At 72.5% G+C, this 18,155-nt stretch carries 17 protein-coding genes and 1 pseudogene; 12 read left to right on the top strand and 6 right to left on the bottom strand.

Annotation, left to right across the window (positions count from 1 at the left end; all coding sequences use genetic code 11):
* Positions 1-2: 2 nt before the first annotated feature.
* From ACFWBW_RS06995 to ACFWBW_RS06985, 3 genes are read right to left on the bottom strand one after another with little or no spacing between them, the layout of a single operon-like run.
* A complete protein-coding gene (locus ACFWBW_RS06995) occupies positions 3-809 on the bottom strand; it encodes an AIM24 family protein (RefSeq protein WP_385369351.1) in 807 nt (268 codons plus the stop codon).
* A gap of 11 nt (positions 810-820) precedes the next feature.
* Positions 821-1,471: an AIM24 family protein gene (locus tag ACFWBW_RS06990; protein WP_385369150.1), complete on the bottom strand. Its 651-nt coding sequence runs from the start codon at positions 1,469-1,471 to the stop codon at positions 821-823.
* On the bottom strand, positions 1,471-2,109 hold the full coding sequence (locus tag ACFWBW_RS06985) for an AIM24 family protein (RefSeq protein ID WP_385369148.1): 639 nt from the start codon (positions 2,107-2,109) through the stop codon (positions 1,471-1,473). Before ACFWBW_RS06985 ends, ACFWBW_RS06990 begins: the two co-directional genes overlap by 1 nt.
* A 183-nt stretch (positions 2,110-2,292) precedes the next feature.
* On the opposite strand from ACFWBW_RS06985, the gene ACFWBW_RS06980 reads away from it, so the two are divergent.
* From ACFWBW_RS06980 to ACFWBW_RS06960, 5 genes and pseudogenes are all read left to right on the top strand, one after another.
* Positions 2,293-2,637, top strand: a complete 345-nt coding sequence (locus ACFWBW_RS06980) for a DUF3817 domain-containing protein (protein WP_385369146.1) — start codon at positions 2,293-2,295, stop codon at positions 2,635-2,637.
* On the top strand, positions 2,634-2,930 hold the full coding sequence (locus tag ACFWBW_RS06975) for an MTH1187 family thiamine-binding protein (protein WP_250744763.1): 297 nt from the start codon (positions 2,634-2,636) through the stop codon (positions 2,928-2,930). The genes ACFWBW_RS06980 and ACFWBW_RS06975 overlap by 4 nt, the downstream gene beginning before the upstream one ends.
* Before the next feature lie 83 nt (positions 2,931-3,013).
* Positions 3,014-3,640 carry a C39 family peptidase gene (locus ACFWBW_RS06970; RefSeq protein ID WP_385369144.1) on the top strand — a complete coding sequence of 209 codons (627 nt, stop codon included), beginning with the start codon at positions 3,014-3,016 and terminating at the stop codon, positions 3,638-3,640.
* A 167-nt stretch (positions 3,641-3,807) separates the two neighbouring features.
* Positions 3,808-5,570 (top strand): annotated as a pseudogene (locus tag ACFWBW_RS06965) (glycosyltransferase family 2 protein).
* A 3-nt stretch (positions 5,571-5,573) separates the two neighbouring features.
* Complete coding sequence (locus ACFWBW_RS06960) at positions 5,574-7,586, top strand: galactose oxidase-like domain-containing protein (RefSeq protein ID WP_385369142.1); 2,013 nt, start codon at positions 5,574-5,576, stop codon at positions 7,584-7,586.
* Between the two features lie 125 nt (positions 7,587-7,711).
* Here ACFWBW_RS06960 and ACFWBW_RS06955 read toward each other — a convergent pair whose 3' ends face one another.
* The gene (locus tag ACFWBW_RS06955; RefSeq protein ID WP_385369140.1) at positions 7,712-8,731 is read right to left on the bottom strand and encodes a glycoside hydrolase family 6 protein; all 1,020 of its coding nucleotides are present in this window, start codon (positions 8,729-8,731) and stop codon (positions 7,712-7,714) included.
* A 276-nt stretch (positions 8,732-9,007) separates the two neighbouring features.
* Entirely contained in the window at positions 9,008-9,988 is a 981-nt protein-coding gene (locus ACFWBW_RS06950; RefSeq protein WP_385369138.1) for a DUF5937 family protein, read from the bottom strand.
* 158 nt (positions 9,989-10,146) lie between these two features.
* Here ACFWBW_RS06950 and ACFWBW_RS06945 point away from each other — a divergent pair, with 158 nt between their 5' ends.
* The 6 genes from ACFWBW_RS06945 (at position 10,147) to ACFWBW_RS06920 (ending at position 16,128) form a co-directional block, all read left to right on the top strand.
* A complete protein-coding gene (locus ACFWBW_RS06945; RefSeq protein WP_385369136.1) occupies positions 10,147-11,619 on the top strand; it encodes an MFS transporter in 1,473 nt (490 codons plus the stop codon).
* A gap of 21 nt (positions 11,620-11,640) precedes the next feature.
* Positions 11,641-12,150, top strand: a complete 510-nt coding sequence (locus ACFWBW_RS06940) for a MarR family winged helix-turn-helix transcriptional regulator (protein ID WP_385369134.1) — start codon at positions 11,641-11,643, stop codon at positions 12,148-12,150.
* A gap of 104 nt (positions 12,151-12,254) precedes the next feature.
* Positions 12,255-13,337, top strand: a complete 1,083-nt coding sequence (locus ACFWBW_RS06935) for an MBL fold metallo-hydrolase (RefSeq protein ID WP_385369132.1) — start codon at positions 12,255-12,257, stop codon at positions 13,335-13,337.
* A gap of 69 nt (positions 13,338-13,406) precedes the next feature.
* Positions 13,407-13,736: a DUF3817 domain-containing protein gene (locus ACFWBW_RS06930; protein WP_385369130.1), complete on the top strand. Its 330-nt coding sequence runs from the start codon at positions 13,407-13,409 to the stop codon at positions 13,734-13,736.
* An 85-nt stretch (positions 13,737-13,821) separates the two neighbouring features.
* Complete coding sequence (locus ACFWBW_RS06925) at positions 13,822-15,522, top strand: methylmalonyl-CoA mutase (protein ID WP_385369128.1); 1,701 nt, start codon at positions 13,822-13,824, stop codon at positions 15,520-15,522.
* A gap of 54 nt (positions 15,523-15,576) precedes the next feature.
* Positions 15,577-16,128 carry a hypothetical protein gene (locus ACFWBW_RS06920; RefSeq protein ID WP_385369126.1) on the top strand — a complete coding sequence of 184 codons (552 nt, stop codon included), beginning with the start codon at positions 15,577-15,579 and terminating at the stop codon, positions 16,126-16,128.
* On the opposite strand, the gene ACFWBW_RS06915 is transcribed toward ACFWBW_RS06920, so the two are convergent.
* Positions 16,070-16,732 carry a TetR/AcrR family transcriptional regulator gene (locus ACFWBW_RS06915; protein ID WP_385369124.1) on the bottom strand — a complete coding sequence of 221 codons (663 nt, stop codon included), beginning with the start codon at positions 16,730-16,732 and terminating at the stop codon, positions 16,070-16,072. The genes ACFWBW_RS06920 and ACFWBW_RS06915 overlap by 59 nt on opposite strands.
* 250 nt (positions 16,733-16,982) lie before the next feature.
* On the opposite strand from ACFWBW_RS06915, the gene ACFWBW_RS06910 reads away from it, so the two are divergent.
* Positions 16,983-17,990, top strand: coding sequence for a tetratricopeptide repeat protein (locus ACFWBW_RS06910; RefSeq protein WP_385369122.1), 1,008 nt, complete (start codon positions 16,983-16,985; stop codon positions 17,988-17,990).
* Positions 17,991-18,155: the final 165 nt, after the last annotated feature.

Below are 18,155 nucleotides of genomic sequence, written 5' to 3'. Positions count from 1 at the left end.
TCCTACAGACCGAAGCGCCGCTGGAGATCACCGAGCTGCCCCGGCATCCGCGGTACGCCGCTCTGGCCCATCTGACCCATCGGACCCTGTCCGGGCACGCCCTGGGCGTTGCCCGTGGCCGCGCCGGCGCCCACGGTCCCGACCGCCTGCTCCGCCATCAGCATCTCCGAGGACTGGAGCAGTACCGTACCCGCGCCGACGAACTCGAACTGGTGCTCCTCGCCCGAGGAGCCCCCGATGCCCGTCAGCGAGCGCAGGCCGCCGATCACGCCCGACATGTACTTGTGGTCGTAATGGTGGCAGGGGGAGGGACAGTCCGCCCACCCTACGAGCGCCTGCGGGTCCACGCGCAGCGGCGGCTCCATGAACACCACCGGCCCGTTGGAGGCCGCCACGAACTTGCCGGTCCCGATCAGGGTGAGGAAGCCCGGCACGATCGACTGCTTGAGCGCGAGCGTGGGCTGGTAGGCGAGCAGGTTGCCCGACCGGATGGTCAGGTTGCCGTTGTCCAGGTCGTACGAGTTCACGTCGAAGGCCCGGTCGGCGAGCAGCATCTTGCCCTGGCCCTCGGCCACCACCCAGTCGCTCGCGTGCAGCGGCGAGTGGAAGCTGGTGCGCAGCAGCCGGTCGAACCGGCCGTGGCCGATGCCGTTGAACTCGATGCGCCCGTAGTAGGCGATCATCTTGCCCTTCTGCAGGAACCACTGGCTCCCCTTGAGCTCCACGCAGAAGGTGTAGGCGTTGACGTTGTCGTCGGACGGCAGGGTGTACGGGTCGAAGACCGTCGGGCCGCCGGGTCCGCCGGTCACGGGACCAAAGTTCACAGCTTCTCCTCCGAGGCCTGTACGTACACCGCGCCCTGGCCGGACAGCTCCAGCTGGAACGCCTCGCCCGAGCCGCGCCCGACCATGTCCCGCCAGCCCAGCGCCGTGGACAGCTTGTTGCGGACCTCGCCGTGGTGGGCGACGTAGGCCTGCGGGTCCACGTGGATCGGGCGGCCCGGGTGGATCGGCAGCTCGATGACCCCGCCGTGGGCCATCACGGCCACCGAGCCGTGGCCCTTGAGGGTGGTGGTGAACAGGCCCTGGCCCGTCACCTGGCCGCGGACCATGCCCATGACCCCGCCCTGCGCCCCCATGAACATCGTCCCCTGCTGCAGGGTGCCGTCGAAGGCGAGCAGCCGGTCGGCCTCCACGTAGAGCGTCTCGCCCGTGAGGCTGATCACCTGGATGTGGTGGCCGCCGTGGCCGAACATCACCGTGCCGCTGCCCTCGACCTCCATCAGCGGGGTCTGCTCGTTCGCCACGCGGCGCCCGATCATGCCCATCACGCCGCCCTGGCCGCCGGTCAGGCTCGGGGTGAAGGAGACCTCGCCGCGGTAGGCGAGCATCGCGCCGCGCTGGCTGTACATCTTCCGCCCCGGTACGACCTGGGCCTCGACCATCTTCGAGTTGATCTCGCGGAACGGCATCAGACGTCGCCCCCGATGGTGTTGCGCTCGCTGGGCTGGACGTACACCAGGCCCTCGCCCTCGAAGCGGATCTGGAAGGACTCGCCGGAGCCCTCGCCGATCAGCGTGCGGAAGTTCACACCGGACTGGAAGGACTGCTGGAGGTTGCCGGTGTGCGCGATGTACGCCCCCGGGTCGACGGAGAGCGGGTACTGGGCGCTGACGCGCAGCACCACCGCCGGGCCGTCGGACATGATCGCCGCCTGCCCGCTGCCTTCGACGGTGGTGGTGAACAGGCCGTTGCCCGTGCTCGCACCCCGCAGGCCGGTGAAGGTGGTGCCGGTGCGCAGGCCGGCGTCGGTGCACAGCAGGTTGCTGGACTCGACGTACAGCTTCTCGCCGCGCAGGTTGACCAGATTGATCTCGCTCGCCCGGTCGGCGAAGAAGCAGGTGCCGTGCCCCTGCACTTCCATCACGGTCATCTGCTCGCCGGTGAGCCGCCGGGTCACCATTCCGCGGAGGCCTTCGCCGCCGCCGGTCATCTTCTTGAAGGCCATCTGGCCGTCGTACGCGACCATGGAGCCGTTTTTCGCTTTCACGGCGTCCCCGGTCAGGTCGACGGCGAGCACCTTGCTGCCTTGGAGTCGGAACTGAGCCACGGGAAGACGTTATCCGCAGCGAGCGGCACCGAACAGGGGCCCGTTGGCCGATATGCGTCACGGTTCGGCACGGTCCGGTCGGGGTCGTGGCCCGGTCCGCCGGGACCCCGGCCCCGCGCCAAGATCGCCCGGCGCGGCTGAGACACTGGGACGGACCCCCGGCATCCATCCCGAAGGTTCCACGTGGACATCAAGACCGCTTCCGCCCTGCACCGGCTGCGCCTCATCTCCGTACCGGAGGCGCTCTCGTTCCCGGCGCTGCTGATCTTCGGCTCGGTGCTGAGCCGGATCTCGGACATCGACTACCTGATGATGCCGCTCGGCATCATCCACGGGATCCTGTTCGTCATCTACGGCGTCTTCCTGCTGGACGTCTGGTTCAAGGCGAAGTGGCCCCTGAAGAAGGTCGTGCTGTTCTTCCTGCTGGCGCTGGTCCCCTTCGGCGGGCTCTACGGCGACCGCCTGCTCAAGCGCGACGAGTCGGCCGGCGTGCTCGCCGCCCGTGCCCGTGAGGCGGCCCGCGCATGATGATCGCGTTCTCGGTGACCCCGCTGGGCGTCGGCGAAGAGGTCGGTGAGTACGTGGCCGACGCCGTCCGCGTCGTCCGCGCGTCGGGGCTGCCGAACCACACGGACGCCATGTTCACCACCATCGAGGGCGAGTGGGACGAGGTGATGGACGTGGTCAAGCGCGCGGTGGCCGCCGTGGAGGCGCGCGCCCCCCGGGTCTCCTTCGTCCTCAAGGCCGACATCCGCCCCGGCGTCACGGACGGCATGACGTCCAAGATGGAAACGGTGGAACGCCACCTCGCCGGGGGCTGAGCCCACTCGCGAGCCCCTCGCGCAGGGCTTGCACCGGGGGCGCCCGAGGCCGGGGGACCTCGCGTAGAGCAGACTGCGGAGGCATGACCGTCTCCGTGATCAAGCACGCCGTCCCGTACTACTCCCAGTGGGAGTCCGCCGCGCTGGTGCCCGAGTTCGTCGCGGGGGCCGACGCGGCGCGGGATCCGCTGTGGGCCGGGTCCGGCGCCGGGTCCCCCGAGGAGTACGCCTTCTGGGCGCCCCGCATGTGCGGAGTGGCCTGTCTGCGGATGGTGCTGGGGAGCCTGGGGCTCCCGGTGCCGCCCTCGGTGGCGCTGGTGAAGGAGCTCTGCGGGGCCGGGGCGTACGTCCGGGACGGGGACGCCGTGCAGGGGCTGATCTACCGGCCGTTCGCCGAGTACGTGAACGCCCGCTGGGGCCTGGACGCCCGCTCGGTGCCCGTACTGGGCCACCAGGCCGTCCGGGACACGCTCGCCGCGGGCGGGATGGCGATGCTGTCGGTGCATTGGTCGATCCGTACCCCGGCCGCCGCGGTGGAGGCCAGGGGCGGCCACCTGGTGCTCGCCGTCGGGGCCACCGACGATGCCGTCCTGGTGCACAATCCCTCCGGCTTCCCCGATGCTTCGCAGCAGTACGCGCCCGTTCCCTGGGCCGAACTGGACCGCTTCTACGCCGGACGCGGCATCCTGATCGGCGGCCGGGCCGGCTGAGGGCGCGGCCGGCGCCCGGCGCCCGGCGCTCGGCGCCATGACCCGTTCGGCCCTGGCCGTGAGGGCACGGAACGGAACCGCCCGGTCGGGTGCATCCAGTTCGACAGGCCGAGGCATCTCCCCTTTCGTTGGGATACGTACCCCGGTTTCGAGCGCTGGAGGAAACCGTGCGGCAGGAAGCCTTCGACTACGAGACCCACAGCCGACTGGCCGGCCCCTGCGAGGAGCCGGACCCCGCCGTCGCCTACCGGGTGAAGTACCGCTCCCTGCTCGCGCGCGAGGACCTCCGGACCCGAATACGGGCCGTCGCGCTCATGACCCTCGCCCCCGTCGCCGCCACCGGACTGCTGCTCTACCTCGTCTGGCCCACGCACCGCACCGTCCGGGAGGGCGGCGAGACCTGGCTGGTGCGGCTCGACGCCGTGATGCTCGGATCCGTCGCCCTGATCATGCTCTTCATGGTGGTCAACGTCGTCTCGATCGCCCACGCCACGATGGTCGCCCGGGACCCCGTCCCCGTCCCCGCCGAGCCCGGCACCCGCGTCGCCTTCCTCACCACCTACGTCCCCGGCAAGGAACCCCTCTCCATGGCGGCCGCGACCCTGCGCGGGGCCGTCGCCGTCCGCCACGACGGGCCGCTCGACGTCTGGCTCCTCGACGAGGGCGACGACCCCGGGGCCAGGGAACTGTGCGCGGCGCTCGGCGTGCGCCACTTCACCCGCAAGGGCGTCGCCGAGTGGAACACGGCGAAGGGGGCGCACCGGGCGAGGACCAAGCACGGCAACTACAACGCCTGGCTCGCCCGGCACGGCGCGGACTACGACTACTTCGCCTCCGTGGACACCGACCACGTGCCGCTCCCGCAGTACCTGGAGCGGATGCTCGGCTTCTTCCGCGACCCCGACATCGCCTTCGTCGTCGGCCCGCAGGTCTACGGCAACTACACCGCCTCGGTCACCAAGGCCGCCGAGTCCCAGCAGTACCTCTTCCACGCTCTGATCCAGCGCGCGGGCAACCGCTACGGCGCCCCATGTTCGTCGGCACCAACAACGCCGTCCGGATCAGCGCCCTGCGCCAGGTCGGCGGGCTCTACGACTCCCTCACCGAGGACATGGCCACCGGCTTCGAGCTGCACCGCAGCAGGAACCCCGCGACCGGCAGGTTCTGGCGTTCCGTCTACACCCCCGACGTGCTCGCCGTGGGGGAGGGGCCGAGCACCTGGACCGACTTCTTCACGCAGCAGCTGCGCTGGTCGAGAGGGACGTACGAGACCCTCCTGCGGCAGTACTGGCGGGGCTGCTTCCGGATGCCCGCGGGCCGCCGGCTCAACTACACCCTGATGCTCGTCTACTACCCGATGACCGCCGTCAACTGGCTCCTCGGCGTCCTCAGCTGCGTGCTGTTCCTGTGGTTCGGCGCCTCCGGCACCCAGGTCTCCTCCGAGGTCTGGCTGATGCTCTACACCGACGCCGCCGCCCTCCAGGTCGGCCTGTACCTGTGGAACCGCCGCCACAACGTCTCGCCCCACGAGCCGGAGGGCTCCGGCGGGCTCGCCGGCATGGCGATGTCGGCAGTCTGCGCGCCGGTCTACCTGATGTCGCTCGGCTCGGCGGTGCTGCGCACCCGGGGCCGTTTCATCGTCACGCCCAAGGGCGGCACCGCCAGCCCCGACCGGCCCGCGACCTTCCGCATCCACCTCTTCTGGGCCGCCGTCCTCCTCGTCTCCCTCGCCGCCTCCGTGCGCTACGAACACACCCACGCGGCCATGCGCGTCTGGGCGGTCCTCGCGCTGGCCGTCACCCTCGCCCCGCCGGCCGTATGGGCCGTGACCCGGCTGCGCACCCGTACGGCCCGGGGTGCGTCCGGCGCGGGCCCCGAACCGGGGGAGGAGCCGGAGCAGGCGTTCGCGACCACCGCGGGAGGGAACTGAGCCATGGACTACCGCCCTTCGAAGCAGTTCAAGAAGACGGCCCTGGGCGCCGGAGCCGCCGCCCTGCTGCTCGCGCTCAACGCGCCCGCCGCGCTCTCCTTCGCCGGGGACCGCTACCACTCGTACAAGATCGGGCAGGCCGGCTACCGCGTCCAGTACGGCTCGTGGGGGCTCATCGAACTCCCCGAGGAGTACCGGATCAACGCCATGCACGCGGCGCTGCTGCGCACCGGCAAGGTGCTGCTGATCGCCGGCTCGGGCAACGATCAGCGCAACTTCGACAAGGGGAGCTTCTCCACCGTCCTGTGGGATCCGCGGGACGACAGCTTCAAGAAGATCCCGACCCCGGAGGACTTCTTCTGCTCGGGCCACAGCCAACTCCCCGACGGACAGCTCCTGGTGGCCGGCGGCACCGCGCGCTACGAGGTGCTCGACGGGAAGGTCACCCGGGCCGGCGGCGGCATGCGGGTCAAGAACGAGAGCCCCGACAAGGCGGTCAGGCTGCCGAAGGGCACCGTCTTCCGGTCCCCCTCGGGCGTCGAGTACGTGTCGAAGTTCGCCGTCACCGTCCCCAGGGCCACCCGGCGGTTCGAGATCGCCTACGGGAGCGGCGGGCAGATGATGCCGTGGAAGGCCAAGGTGGTCGCGGCCGAGGCGCGGGTCTTCGTGGAGGCGGTCCACGAGGGCGCCGCGGGGCTGACCACCCAGGCAGCCCAGTACACGGTGGCCGGGCTCACCGGCAAGGACGCCGCCGACGTCTACGGGCTCGCGGAGCGGCTCGGCGCCGGCAAGCAGGACTTCCAGGGCATCAAGTCCGCCTACGAGTTCGACCCCCTGGCGGAGAAGTACGTACCGGTGGACCCGATGAAGGACGCCCGCTGGTACCCGACCCTGGTGGGGCTCCAGGACGGGCGGGTCCTCGCCGTGTCCGGGCTCAACGACGTGGGCGACGTCGTACCCGGCGACAACGAGTACTACGACCCGAAGACCAAGAAGTGGTCCAAGGGTCCCTTCCGCTACTTCCCGACCTACCCCGCCCTCTTCCTCACCCAGGGCGGCAAACTGCTCTACACCGGCTCCAACGCGGGCTACGGACCCAAGGGCAAGGGGCGCGAGCCGGGCGTGTGGGACCTGGCGACGAACCAGTACCGCAAGGTCGGCGGACTCGCCGACCCCGACCAGCTGGAGACCTCCTCCTCCGTCCTGCTCCCCCCGGCCCAGGACCAGAAGGTGATGGTGCTCGGCGGCGGCGGAGTCGGCGAGTCCAGGCTGTCCACGGACCGCACGGCCGTCGTGGACCTCAAGGCGGAGGTGCCGGCCTTCCGGTCGACGGCCCGGCTGCCGCAGGGCGTGCGCTACCTCAGCAGCGTGCTGCTGCCCGACGACTCCCTCTTCACCACGGGCGGCTCCGCCGACTACCGCGGCCGGGGCGCCAGCGACATCCGCAAGGCGCAGTTCTACTACCCGCGCACCGACACCTTCGTGGCCGCCGCGTCCCCGAAGGTCGGGCGCAACTACCACTCCGAGGCGCTGCTGCTGCCCGACGGGCGGGTGGCGACCTTCGGCTCCGACCCGCTCTTCGCGGACAAGGACAACACCAGGCTGGGCCGGTTCGAACACCGGCTGGAGGTGTACAGCCCGCCCTACCTCCACCGGGACCCGGCGCTGCGGCCGGTCCTGGGGGAGGGGCCCGAGGAGGTGGAGCTAGGCGGCTCCGCCACCTTCCGGGCACCGCGGGCCGAGCGGATCCAGCGGGCCCGGCTGATGCGGCCGAGCGCGGTCACGCACACCACCGACGTGGAGCAGCGCTCGATCGAGCTCGGGCTGGCGAAGACGGCCGACACGGTGACGGTCACCGTGCCCGCGGACCCGACGCTGGTGCCGCCCGGCTGGTACATGGTGTTCGTGACGGACGCGGACGGCACGCCGTCGGTGGCGAAGTGGGTCCGGGTGCGTCCGGCTCCGAAGCCTCCGGAGCCCCCGTCGGCGGCCTCGCGGGACGGGTGGCTGAGCTAGGGCCCGGGTCAGGCGGACAGGGCGCGGAACTGGCCGATCGCCGTGATGACGGACCCCCCGGCGCCGCGTTCGTAGCGCACAGGATCCATCTCAACTCCCCGCAGGGCAAGGGGGATTCGGTCAGTCTAGTCCGTGGAGCGGCGGGCCAGGCCCAGGGCGTAGTCCGGCCACCACTTCCCGGCCGGGGGGCCGCCGCGGCAGGTGCCGTCCGATTCGCCGGGGCGCTTGATCCAGAGGTACGCGTCCACGAGCGGGTCGCCCGTCCCGTCGGTCGGGGGCGTGCCCAGGGCGCGGCCCGGCGGGTTGCACCAGGCCTGGGCGCGGTCGCCCTGGAGGGGGCCGTCGCCGTTGCGGCTGGTGTCGATGACGAAGTGCTTGCCCTTGGTGGCCTTGGAGAGGGTGGCGCCGTACTTTTGGCCGGCCGCGCTGGGCTGGAAGTTGGAGACGTTGAGGGCGAAGCCGTCGGCGCGGTCCAGTCCCGCCTTGTAGAGGGGATCGACCAGTTTCCGCGGGTCCCGGATCCAGGCCGGGTTGCCGGCGTCCAGGTAGACCTTGGTGTTCTTGTTGCGCTTGAGCCGGTCGACGGCCTCGGAGAGGAGCCGCAGCCGCTCGTCGCGGTGGTCGGCCCGGGTGCAGCCGTCCACGAGGTGCGCAATCGCGTCCGGCTCCAGGACGACCAGCGCCTTGGTGTCGGCGATGTTGTCGGCGAAGGCGCCGATCCAGCTCCGGTACGCGGCGGCGTCCCGGGCGCCGCCCGCCGAGTGCTGCCCGCAGTCCCGGTACGGGATGTTGTACGCGACGAGGACCAGGGTGCGGCCGGCCGTACGGGCGCTCGCCCTGGCCCGGCGGATCTCGGGGCCGGGGTCGCCGGCCGGGCCCCACAGGGCCATCGGCCGGTCGGCGATGCGGCGCAGCACCTGGGCGTCGCTGTTGCGGCCCTGCGCCTCCCAGGCGGCGACCTGGCGGGCGGCGTCGCTCTGCGGGTCCACCCAGAACGGGGACTCGTCGACGAGGCCGACTCCGGCCGGGTGGTGGGGCGGAGCGGACTCCGGCTGCGCGGTGGGGGTGGCGCTGCATGCCGCTGTCGCGGCCAGGGCCAGGGCTGCGGTGAGGAGGGTGGCGGGGCGTCTGCGGGGGGCTGGCATCCGGCTTCCTCGGGGCGAAGGGGCGGGCGGCGGGTGCGGGCGTGGCCGTGGCCGTGGGCCGGGTCATCGTGACATGGGGGCAGGTGGGGAGGGGTGCGACAGCGCCGCGTGCGTATGGGTGCTGGTGTGGGGCGAAGTCCCCGCAGCAACCCTTGCCGCTGCGCGGGGCCGAGTCCCCGGCCCGCCCTTCCTCCGTTCCCCGGGCGCTGCCCGGACCCGCCGAGCCCCCGGGGCTCCGCCCCGGACCCCGCGCCTCAAACGCCGGCGGGGCTGGATCTACCCCGGATTCGTCAGGGCGATCGCCAGGGGGGTGCGTTCGTAGAGGATCTGGTGGCCGTGGCGGGAGGGGATGAGGAGGCCGGCTTCCTGGAGGGTTTTGAGGTGGGCGGAGACCGTGGAGGGGGCCAGGGACAGACGGTGGGCCAGGGCGGTGGTCGAGGCCGGCTCGGTCAGGGCGCACAGGACGTCGGCGCGGCCGCGGCCCAGGAGGCGGGCCAGGGCCTGCGGGGCCGGGCCTGCCGGGGCCGTCCACAGGGCGCCGATGCCCCTGGCCGGGTACACCAGGGTCGGCTGCCACGGCGGGTCGTAGCCGCCCACCACCTCCGGCCAGACGAAGGCGCTCGGCATCAGGAGGAGCCCCTGGCCGTCGAGGGAGCGGTCGTGGTGGCCCCGGCGGGCGATGCTGAGGGTCTTCCCCGACCAGCGCAGATCCGGGTGGAGGCCGTCGAAGAGGGCCTCCAGCCCGCCCGCGGCCAGCCGCCGGGAGTGGAACAGGATGTCCGCCTCCAGCAGGGCGCGCAGCCGGGGCCAGTGCGGGGCGACCAGCGCCCGCCAGGCCTGCTCGTAGAGGTCGGCCAGCTCCTGGACCGCCCGCTCCGGGTCGGCCAGCATCCGCTGCCCGGCCGCGCTCTCCAGGGCGCCCGGGGTACAGACCAGGGAGCGCCGCAGGTCCTCCCGGGCCGCCTGCGGATCGGCGGCCCGGACCCGCGCGAGCTCCTCCTCGAAGGTGACCGACGGGCCCGCCGGGGGCGGGCTGAGGAAGTCCGGGTTGTGTCCCGTGCGCGGCATCAGCAGCCACAGCGGCCGCAGGTCCAGCCCGGCGGCCGCCGTACGGATCCCGCGGAGCCAGGGCAGGTGGTAGGCGTGGCGCCGCCGGTCCAGCAGGACCCGTACCGCCTCCTGGGTCTCCCAGCGGGGCGAGATCGAGAACCGGCAGCGCAACAGGTCGGCGGCGCCGAAGCGGAAGTGGAAGGGCACGGGTCCCTCCGGGGGTGGGACGGGTGGGGGGCGGACGGGTCGGTCGGGCCGGTCGGGCCGGTCGGGCGGGGCTGCACGGCTGCCGGGCCCGGAGGCGGGTGATTCGGGTGGGGGCGAATCTCTGTCGCCCCAGCCTAGGCGTCGCCAAGGTGCACCGTATGACCAACGCAGAACCGTCCGGGTCCCCGGCAACCGCCGCCCCGGGCACGCCGGGCCAAGCCCCGGCCGCCGTCACCGCTCCCGGGCGGGCCGCTTCGCCCGGGGACGCGCCCGCCCCCGGGCCGGGTGCGGACGGCCGGGCCCCGGCCGCCGTCACCGTTCCCGGGCCGGGCGCGCCGGGCCCGGCCCGGTCCGTCACCGCTCCCGGGTCCGCTCCCGGCCCGGGCGGGCCGTCCGTTCCGGGCTCACCGCCGGAGCCCGTCGGATACCGGGCCGTCTTCCGGGTCGGGGAGTTCCGGCCGGTGTTCGCCGCGCACCTGCTGTCCGTGCTCGGCGTCGTCATCGCCGAGATCTCCCTCACCGTCCTCGTCTACCGCGCCACCGGCTCCCCCCTGATGAGCGCGCTCACCTTCGCCCTCGGCTTCCTCCCCTACGCCCTCGGCGGCACCCTCCTCGCGCCGCTCGCCGACCGGCTCCCCGCCCGCCGCGTGCTCGTCGGCTGCGACCTCGTCTGCGCGGCCTGCGCCGCCGCCATGGCCGCGCCCGGCACCCCGGTCGCGCTGCTCCTCGTCCTGCGCTGCGCGATGGCCTTCGTCGCGCCGCTGTTCCAGGGCACCCGCAGCGCCTCCCTCGCCGACGTCCTCGGGGCCACGGACGCGTACGTCCTGGGCCGCTCGCTGCTGCGCATGGTGGCGCAGAGCGCCCAGCTGATCGGCTTCGGGCTCGGCGGGCTGCTGCTCACCGTGCTGGCCCCGCGCGGGGCCATCCTCCTTACGGCCGCCGGTTTCCTCGGCTCCGCCCTCCTGCTGCGCCTGGGCACCCGGGCCCGGCCCGCCCGGTCCGCAGGCGCCGGGACGCGGGTCTCCCCGCTCGCCGGGCTGCGGGCCGTGCTGGGCCACCGCCGGCTGCGGGCCCTGACCCTGCTGTCCTGGCTGCCGCCGCTCTTCGTGGTCGTACCGGAGGCGCTGCTGACGCCGTACGCCACCGGCCTCGGGATCTCCACCGCCGGGCTCGGGCTGCTGATGTGCGCGATGCCGGCCGGAGCCATCGCCGGGGAGGTGTGGGCGGGCTCCGCGCTCACCGCCCGAACGCGTTCGCGGATCACGGCCCCGCTCGCCGCCGTCTCGCTGCTGCCGCTGCTCGCGTACGCCGTCCGGCCCGGCCTGCCGCTCCTGCTGGCCGCGCTCGTCCTGGCCGGGCTGGCCCACGCGTACACCCTCGGGCTCGACCAGTGGTACGTCGAGGCCGTGCCCGAGGATCTGCGCGGCCGGGCGATGACCCTGCTCAGCACCGGCCTGATGACCCTTCAGGGCGTCGGCATGGCGCTCGCCGGAGTCGCGGCGGAGTTCCTGTCCGTCCACGTGGTGGTGGCGTCGGCCGCGGTGCTGGGCACGGGGGTCGTCCTGCTGCTGCTCGCCGAGGTGCGCCGGACGGACGGGCCGAGGCGTGAGACGGATCCCGCGGCCAAATGACCGCCCGGTAGGGTCTGATGCGTGCCCAAGCCGCTCAGTCTTCCCTTCGACCCGATCGCCCGCGCCGACGAACTCTGGCAGCAACGCTGGGGCCCGGTCCCCTCGATGGCCGCGATCACCTCGATCATGAGGGCGCACCAGATCCTGCTCGGCGAGGTCGACGCGGTCGTCAAGCCGTACGGTCTGACCTTCGCGCGCTACGAGGCGCTGGTGCTGCTGACCTTCTCCAAGGCCGGCGAACTGCCGATGTCGAAGATCGGCGAGCGGCTCATGGTGCACCCGACGTCGGTGACGAACACGGTGGACCGGCTGGTGAAGTCCGGCCTCGTCGCCCGGCGCCCGAACCCGAACGACGGGCGCGGCACCCTCGCGTCGATCACGGACAAGGGCCGCGAGGTGGTCGAGGCGGCCACGAAGGCGCTGATGGAGATCGACTTCGGTCTGGGCGCCTACGACGCCGAGGAGTGCGGGGAGATCTTCGCGCTGCTGCGCCCGCTCCGGGTGGCGGCGGCCGACTTCGACGAGAAGTAGACCGACCCCCGTTCCCCCGTCGCCCGGCGCCTGACGCGGGCGGCGCCCTCCCCGGTGGCGGCGTACGCTCGGCAGGGGTGCCCGGACTGGACCGCGGAGGGCCGATGACCGCGCTCGGTGACCTGATCGAGATCGACGACCGGACCGTACTGGTCCTCGGGCAGGAGCTGGACCTCGCGCACGGCCAGCCGGACGTCGCCAATGCCCTCGTGCACCGGGCCGGCGACACCCTCGTGGTCGTCGACACCGGTGTCACCACGGCCTTCCGTACGGCGCTCCTGGAGGCGACCGGCCGCGTCGGCCCCTGGTCCCGGGCCCTGGTGCTGACCACGCACGGCCACCTCGACCACGTCGGCAACAACGACCTGGCCGACGGCCTGGGCGTACCGGCCGAGCACTGGGTCCCCGCCCCCGACCTGCCGCAGATGCGGGACCCGGCCGAGTACTGGGCCCGGACCTTCGAGCGGGCCGCCGGGGCCGCGGCGCTCCCCGACCCGGGGCGGACCGCGGCCGGGCTGGTCGCGCTCTTCCGGCCGATGCGGCCCTTGGGCGCGAAGACCCGGACCTACGAGGAACGCCCGCTGGAGCGGATCCGGATCGGCCCGCTGCGGTTCACCGGCTGGACCTTCGCCGACGGCGCGGTCCGGGTGCTGCGCAGCCAGGGCCACTGCGCCGGGCACGTGATCGTGCACCTCCGGGACGCCGGCGTCCTGCACCTGTCCGACGAGGGCAACGGGCCCTGTGGTGCGATGGCCGACGCCGACCAGCTCAAGATCCAGACCGTCCTGGCCTCCGCGGCCCTCCTCTTCGAGCGGGGGGAAGCGGAGCTGCTCACCGACGGGCACACCTTCGCCGTGCGCCGGCGTGCCGAAGCGGCGTCCCACCTGGAAGGCCTGCTGGAGCAGGCCACCGCGCTGCAGGGGGTGGCGCTGGGTCTGACCGGGGAGGGCGTGCGGGTCCGGCCGGACGCGTTCGCGGGGGCCGTCGCGGAGCTGGGCATCGGCGGGGCCAACCCGAACGCGCTGTTCACCGCCATGGTGGCGGTCAACCTGCTCCACGAGCTCGGTCTGCGGCCGGAGTCGGACGCCGCCGGTGCGCCCTGGTCGCGGCCACCGCTGCGCAACCGGGATCCGAACCCGGAGCCGAACGCGAACCCGGAGCCGGCCCCGCCGCCCGGCTCCGGCTGACCCGGGCGGGCAGGGCACCAACCCGGCCCGCGTCAAGATCGTGCAAACCGGACGGCTAGGCTCGACGGCATGAAACGAAGCGTGCTGACCCGCTACCGCGTCATGGCCTACGTGACCGCGGTCATGCTCCTGATCCTCTGTGCCTGCATGGTGGCGAAGTACGGCTTCGACACCGGCGCCGACCTGACCTTCGCGGTCTCGCAGGCGCACGGTGTGCTGTTCATGGTCTACCTGGTGTTCGCCTTCGACCTGGGCTCCAAGGCCAAGTGGCCGTTCGGCAAGCTCCTGTGGGTCCTGGTCTCCGGCACCATCCCGCTCGCCGCGTTCTTCGTGGAGCGGGGCATCCGCGCCGAGGTCGAGCCCCTCATCGCGGGCGACCCGGCCGCCGCCCGCGCCTGACCTCAGCTGATCCATCCGCCCCCGGGGTGACTCCCCGGGGGTTGCCCATCGACATTTACTAGGACGTCCTAGTAAATTCATCGGTATGGACGCTGACGCCATTGAGGAAGGCCGCCGTCGCTGGCAGGCCCGGTACGACAAGGCCCGCAAGCGCGAGGCCGATTTCACCACGCTCTCCGGCGACCCCGTCGATCCCGTGTACGGACCGCGGCCCGGCGACTCGTACGAGGGCTTCGAGCGCATCGGCTGGCCGGGGGAGTACCCGTACACCCGGGGCCTGCACGCCACCGGCTACCGGGGGCGGACCTGGACCATCCGGCAGTTCGCCGGGTTCGGGAACGCCGAGCAGACCAACGAGCGCTACAAGATGATCCTGGCCGCCGGCGGCGGCGGGCTCTCCGTCGCCTTCGACATGCCCACCCTGATGGGGCGCGACTCCGACGACCCCCGCGCGCTCGGCGAGGTCGGCCACTGCGGGGTCGCCATCGACTCCGCCGCCGACATGGAGATCCTCTTCAAGGACATCCCGCTCGGCGACGTGACCACCTCCATGACGATCAGCGGCCCCGCCGTCCCCGCCTTCTGCATGTACCTGGTGGCCGCCGAACGCCAGGGCGTCGACCCGGCCGTCCTGAACGGGACGCTCCAGACCGACATCTTCAAGGAGTACATCGCCCAGAAGGAGTGGCTCTTCGAGCCCGAGCCGCACCTGCGCCTCATCGGCGACCTCATGGAGTACTGCGCGAACGGCATCCCCGCCTACAAGCCGCTCTCCGTCTCCGGCTACCACATCCGCGAGGCCGGGGCCACGGCCGCGCAGGAGCTCGCGTACACCCTCGCCGACGGGTTCGGGTACGTGGAGCTGGGCCTTTCGCGCGGGCTGGACGTGGACCACTTCGCGTCCGGACTCTCCTTCTTCTTCGACGCGCACCTCGACTTCTTCGAGGAGATCGCCAAGTTCCGCGCCGCCCGCCGCATCTGGGCCCGCTGGATGAAGGAGGTGTACGGGGCGAAGTCCGAGAAGACGATGTGGCTGCGCTTCCACACCCAGACGGCCGGGGTCTCCCTCACCGCCCAGCAGCCCTACAACAACGTCGTGCGCACCGCGGTGGAAGCCCTCGCGGCCGTCCTCGGCGGCACCAACTCCCTCCACACCAACGCCCTCGACGAGACCCTCGCGCTGCCCAGCGAGCAGGCCGCCGAGATCGCCCTGCGCACGCAGCAGGTGCTGATGGAGGAGACGGGCGTGGCCAACGTGGCCGACCCGCTGGGCGGCTCCTGGTTCGTCGAGCAGCTCACCGACCGCATCGAGGCCGACGCCGAGAAGATCTTCGAGCAGATCAAGGAGCGCGGGCTGCGCGCCCACCCGAACGGGCAGCACCCGATCGGACCGATCACCTCGGGCATCCTGCGGGGCATCGAGGACGGCTGGTTCACCGGCGAGATCGCCGAGTCGGCCTTCCAGTACCAGCGCTCCGTGGAGAAGGGCGACAAGCGCGTCGTGGGCGTCAACGTCCACCACGGCTCGGTCACCGGAGACCTGGAGATCCTGCGCGTCAGCCACGAGGTGGAGAAGGTCCAGGTCCGCGAACTCGCGGAGCGCAAGGCAGCCCGGGACGACGCGAAGGTCAAGGCGGCCCTGGGCGCCATGCTGGCCGCCGCCCGCGACGGGTCGAACATGATCCCGGCGATGCTCGACGCGGTGCGCGCCGAGGCCACGATGGGCGAGATCTGCAACCTGCTGCGGGACGAGTGGGGCACGTACACGGAGCCGCCGGGCTTCTGACGCCCCGTCGTCCGCGACGCCCCGATCCGAAAGGGACGACCTAAGGTGGCGGCCATGACAGGCCGCCACCTTCCCGTTCCCGTGTACGGGGTGAGTGCCCGCGTGCTCATGCAGACCAACTGCGGGCCGTACGCGTACATCGCCGCCGACTTCGAGCCGCCCGGCCCGTCCGGGCTGACGGAGGTCCTCAACGCCGTCCCGGCGCACCGCCGGCTGCCCGAGGTGTACGCGGCCTGCGTGCGTGCGGGCATCGTGCGCGGCCTCGACGGGGTGGCGGCCTCGGTGCTGCTCACCGACGCCCACGTCCACGAGGTGGACTCCTCGGAGTACGGCTACCGGCTCGCCGGGCTCGAAGCGGGCCGGGCGGCCCTGGTGGCCTCCGGCCTGCTGCCGCCGGAGGAGGCCGACAGCCTGCGCTGGGCCGACTGGCCGGGGCGCCCGAGGCCCTGGCCCGGCCACAACCCGCGCTCGGAGGCGCTGATCGCCTCGGCGCCGGCCTGGTGCGAGGACTTCACGCCCCTGTCGGACGGTGGCCGGCCCGCGGTGGTCACGCCGCCGGAGCGGGGCCGGAAGGGGCGGCGGCGGAACCCTGGAGGCCGTACATGAGCAGGGCCGTGAAGGTGGCCACCCACAGTTCGTCCACCGGCTCGGAGCTGACCAGCGCGCGGTGGACCACGGTGCCCGCGATCACGTCGAAGATCAGGTCCGTGGTGTGGGAGGCGAGGGACTCGTCCTCCTCGTAGGGGAGTTCGCCCCGGGCCTGCGCCCGTTCGCGCCCCAGTACGACGAGACGTTTCTGCCGGTCCACGATCGCCGACCGGATCCGGTCCCGCAGGGCCTCGTCCCGGGTGGACTCGGCGACGACCGCCATCAGCGCGGTACGGGCCTCCGGGCGCCGCAGCAGCGCCGCGAACTGGAGCACCACGTACTCGATGTCGGCTTCGAGCGAGCCCCGGTCGGGGAGCTCGAGGGAGTCGAAGAGTTCCGCGACGGCGTCCACGACCAGCTCGTTCTTGCCCGACCAGCGCCGGTAGAGGGTGGTCTTCGCGACCCCGGCCCGCGCCGAGACGTCCCCCATCGTCAGCTTCGACCAGCCCAGCTCCACCAGCGCGTCCCGGGTCGCGGCGAGGATCGCGGCGTCCGCCGCGGCGCTGCGCGGGCGTCCGGTGCGGCCGGGCGGGCAGGAGGTGTCCGAGCTGGGGTTGCGCATGGCCGAGACCATACCCGCCGGTAGCAGAGCCGATCGGCCCCCCGGGCGTGTGGTTCAGATCACGGGGCGCGGGCGGGCGGAGGGAGTTACGCTACGACTCGTAGCGTAAGAGCGACAACCACGCGAAGAGCTACCGGCGCCAGGTGGGGACCCGGCGCCACAGCAGTAGGAGAAGCACGGCAGGTACCGCGATCGGTTCGTTTCGGCCGATCTTTTTCGTCGGCGCGCGCACTCGGGGGAGGATGTACGCATGCAGCCCAGAAACATGTCCATGAGCGGCGTCGTCGACCTCGCCGCGGTGAAGGCGGCCGGCGAGGCCAAGGCCAAGGCCGAGCAGGCCCGTGCCGACGCGGCCCGGAAGGCCGCTCAGGGCGGTGCGCCCGCGCCCGCCGGGGCCGTTCCGCCGTCCGCGCTCGTCTTCGACACCGATGAGACCCGCTTCGAGAGCCATGTGGTCCCGCTCTCGGGCGAGGTTCCGGTCATCCTCGACTTCCGCGCCGAGGGCTTCGAGCAGGGGCAGGAGCTGAGCCTGCTGCTGGAGCGGCTCACCATCGAGGCGAACGGCCGCCTCGCGCTGGCCGCGCTCGACGTCGCGGCCAACCAGAACCTGATCCGAGAGTTCCGCATCCAGGCCCTCCCGGCCGTCTTCGCCGTGGTCGCGGGCCAGGCGATGCCGCTGTTCCAGGACTTCGCGTCCGAGGGCGAGGTCCGCGGGGTCCTCGCCCAGCTGGTCCAGATCGCCGAGGAGCGCTTCGGGGTCATCGGCGTCGAGGTGGACCCCGGCGCCGAGGGCGCCGCCGCCCCGGGTCCGGGCGCGGTGGAGGCCGAGGAGCCGGCCGGTCCGTACGACGCGCTGCTCGACCAGGCGATCGAGGCGCTGGACGCCGATGACCTGGACGGGGCGGTGCGCGCCTACAAGGCCGTGCTCGCGGCCGATCCGTCCAACACCGACGCCAAGCTGGGCCTCGCCCAGGCGGAGCTGTTCGCACGGGTGAAGGACATGAACCCGCAGGCGGTGCGCACCGCGGCGGCCGAGAACCCGAAGGACCCGGCGGCGCAGATCGCCGCGGCCGACCTGGATCTGGCCGGCGGTCACGTGGCGGACGCCTTCGGGCGGCTGGTGGACACCGTGAAGGTGACGTTCGGTGAGGACCGGGACGCGGTGCGCGTGCGGCTGCTGGAGATGTTCGAAGTGGTCGGTTCGGACGACCCGCTCGTGACCTCGGCCCGTACCGCTCTCGCCAGGGTGCTGTTCTAGACCGGCACAGGACCGACACAGCACCGGCACACGCCGGTGATTTGTTGACACGGAGATAAACAGCGGCCGCGCTTTGCCAAAAAACGCAAAAAAGCAGGAAATGGTCCTCGCAGCAAACAGAAACCCCCAAAACACCCTGTGTGTTTCACTTCTCCCCCCTCTTTC

Source organism: Streptomyces sp. NPDC059957, assembly GCF_042730015.1.
Classification (GTDB): domain Bacteria; phylum Actinomycetota; class Actinomycetes; order Streptomycetales; family Streptomycetaceae; genus Streptomyces.
This window is presented reverse-complemented; position numbering and strand designations above follow the sequence as displayed.

Excerpts from the sequence above, each read along its gene's own strand:
- ACFWBW_RS06910 (WP_385369122.1), top strand. The coding sequence starts at position 16,983 with ATGCAGCCCAGAAACATGTCCATGAGCGGCGTCGTCGACCTCGCCGCG.
- ACFWBW_RS06925 (WP_385369128.1), top strand. The coding sequence starts at position 13,822 with ATGGACGCTGACGCCATTGAGGAAGGCCGCCGTCGCTGGCAGGCCCGG.
- ACFWBW_RS06945 (WP_385369136.1), top strand. The coding sequence starts at position 10,147 with ATGACCAACGCAGAACCGTCCGGGTCCCCGGCAACCGCCGCCCCGGGC.
- ACFWBW_RS06990 (WP_385369150.1), bottom strand. The coding sequence starts at position 1,471 with ATGCCGTTCCGCGAGATCAACTCGAAGATGGTCGAGGCCCAGGTCGTA.
- ACFWBW_RS06920 (WP_385369126.1), top strand. The coding sequence starts at position 15,577 with ATGACAGGCCGCCACCTTCCCGTTCCCGTGTACGGGGTGAGTGCCCGC.
- ACFWBW_RS06970 (WP_385369144.1), top strand. The coding sequence starts at position 3,014 with ATGACCGTCTCCGTGATCAAGCACGCCGTCCCGTACTACTCCCAGTGG.
- ACFWBW_RS06960 (WP_385369142.1), top strand. The coding sequence starts at position 5,574 with ATGGACTACCGCCCTTCGAAGCAGTTCAAGAAGACGGCCCTGGGCGCC.
- ACFWBW_RS06930 (WP_385369130.1), top strand. The coding sequence starts at position 13,407 with ATGAAACGAAGCGTGCTGACCCGCTACCGCGTCATGGCCTACGTGACC.
- ACFWBW_RS06915 (WP_385369124.1), bottom strand. The coding sequence starts at position 16,732 with ATGCGCAACCCCAGCTCGGACACCTCCTGCCCGCCCGGCCGCACCGGA.
- ACFWBW_RS06935 (WP_385369132.1), top strand. The coding sequence starts at position 12,255 with ATGACCGCGCTCGGTGACCTGATCGAGATCGACGACCGGACCGTACTG.
- ACFWBW_RS06955 (WP_385369140.1), bottom strand. The coding sequence starts at position 8,731 with ATGCCAGCCCCCCGCAGACGCCCCGCCACCCTCCTCACCGCAGCCCTG.
- ACFWBW_RS06975 (WP_250744763.1), top strand. The coding sequence starts at position 2,634 with ATGATGATCGCGTTCTCGGTGACCCCGCTGGGCGTCGGCGAAGAGGTC.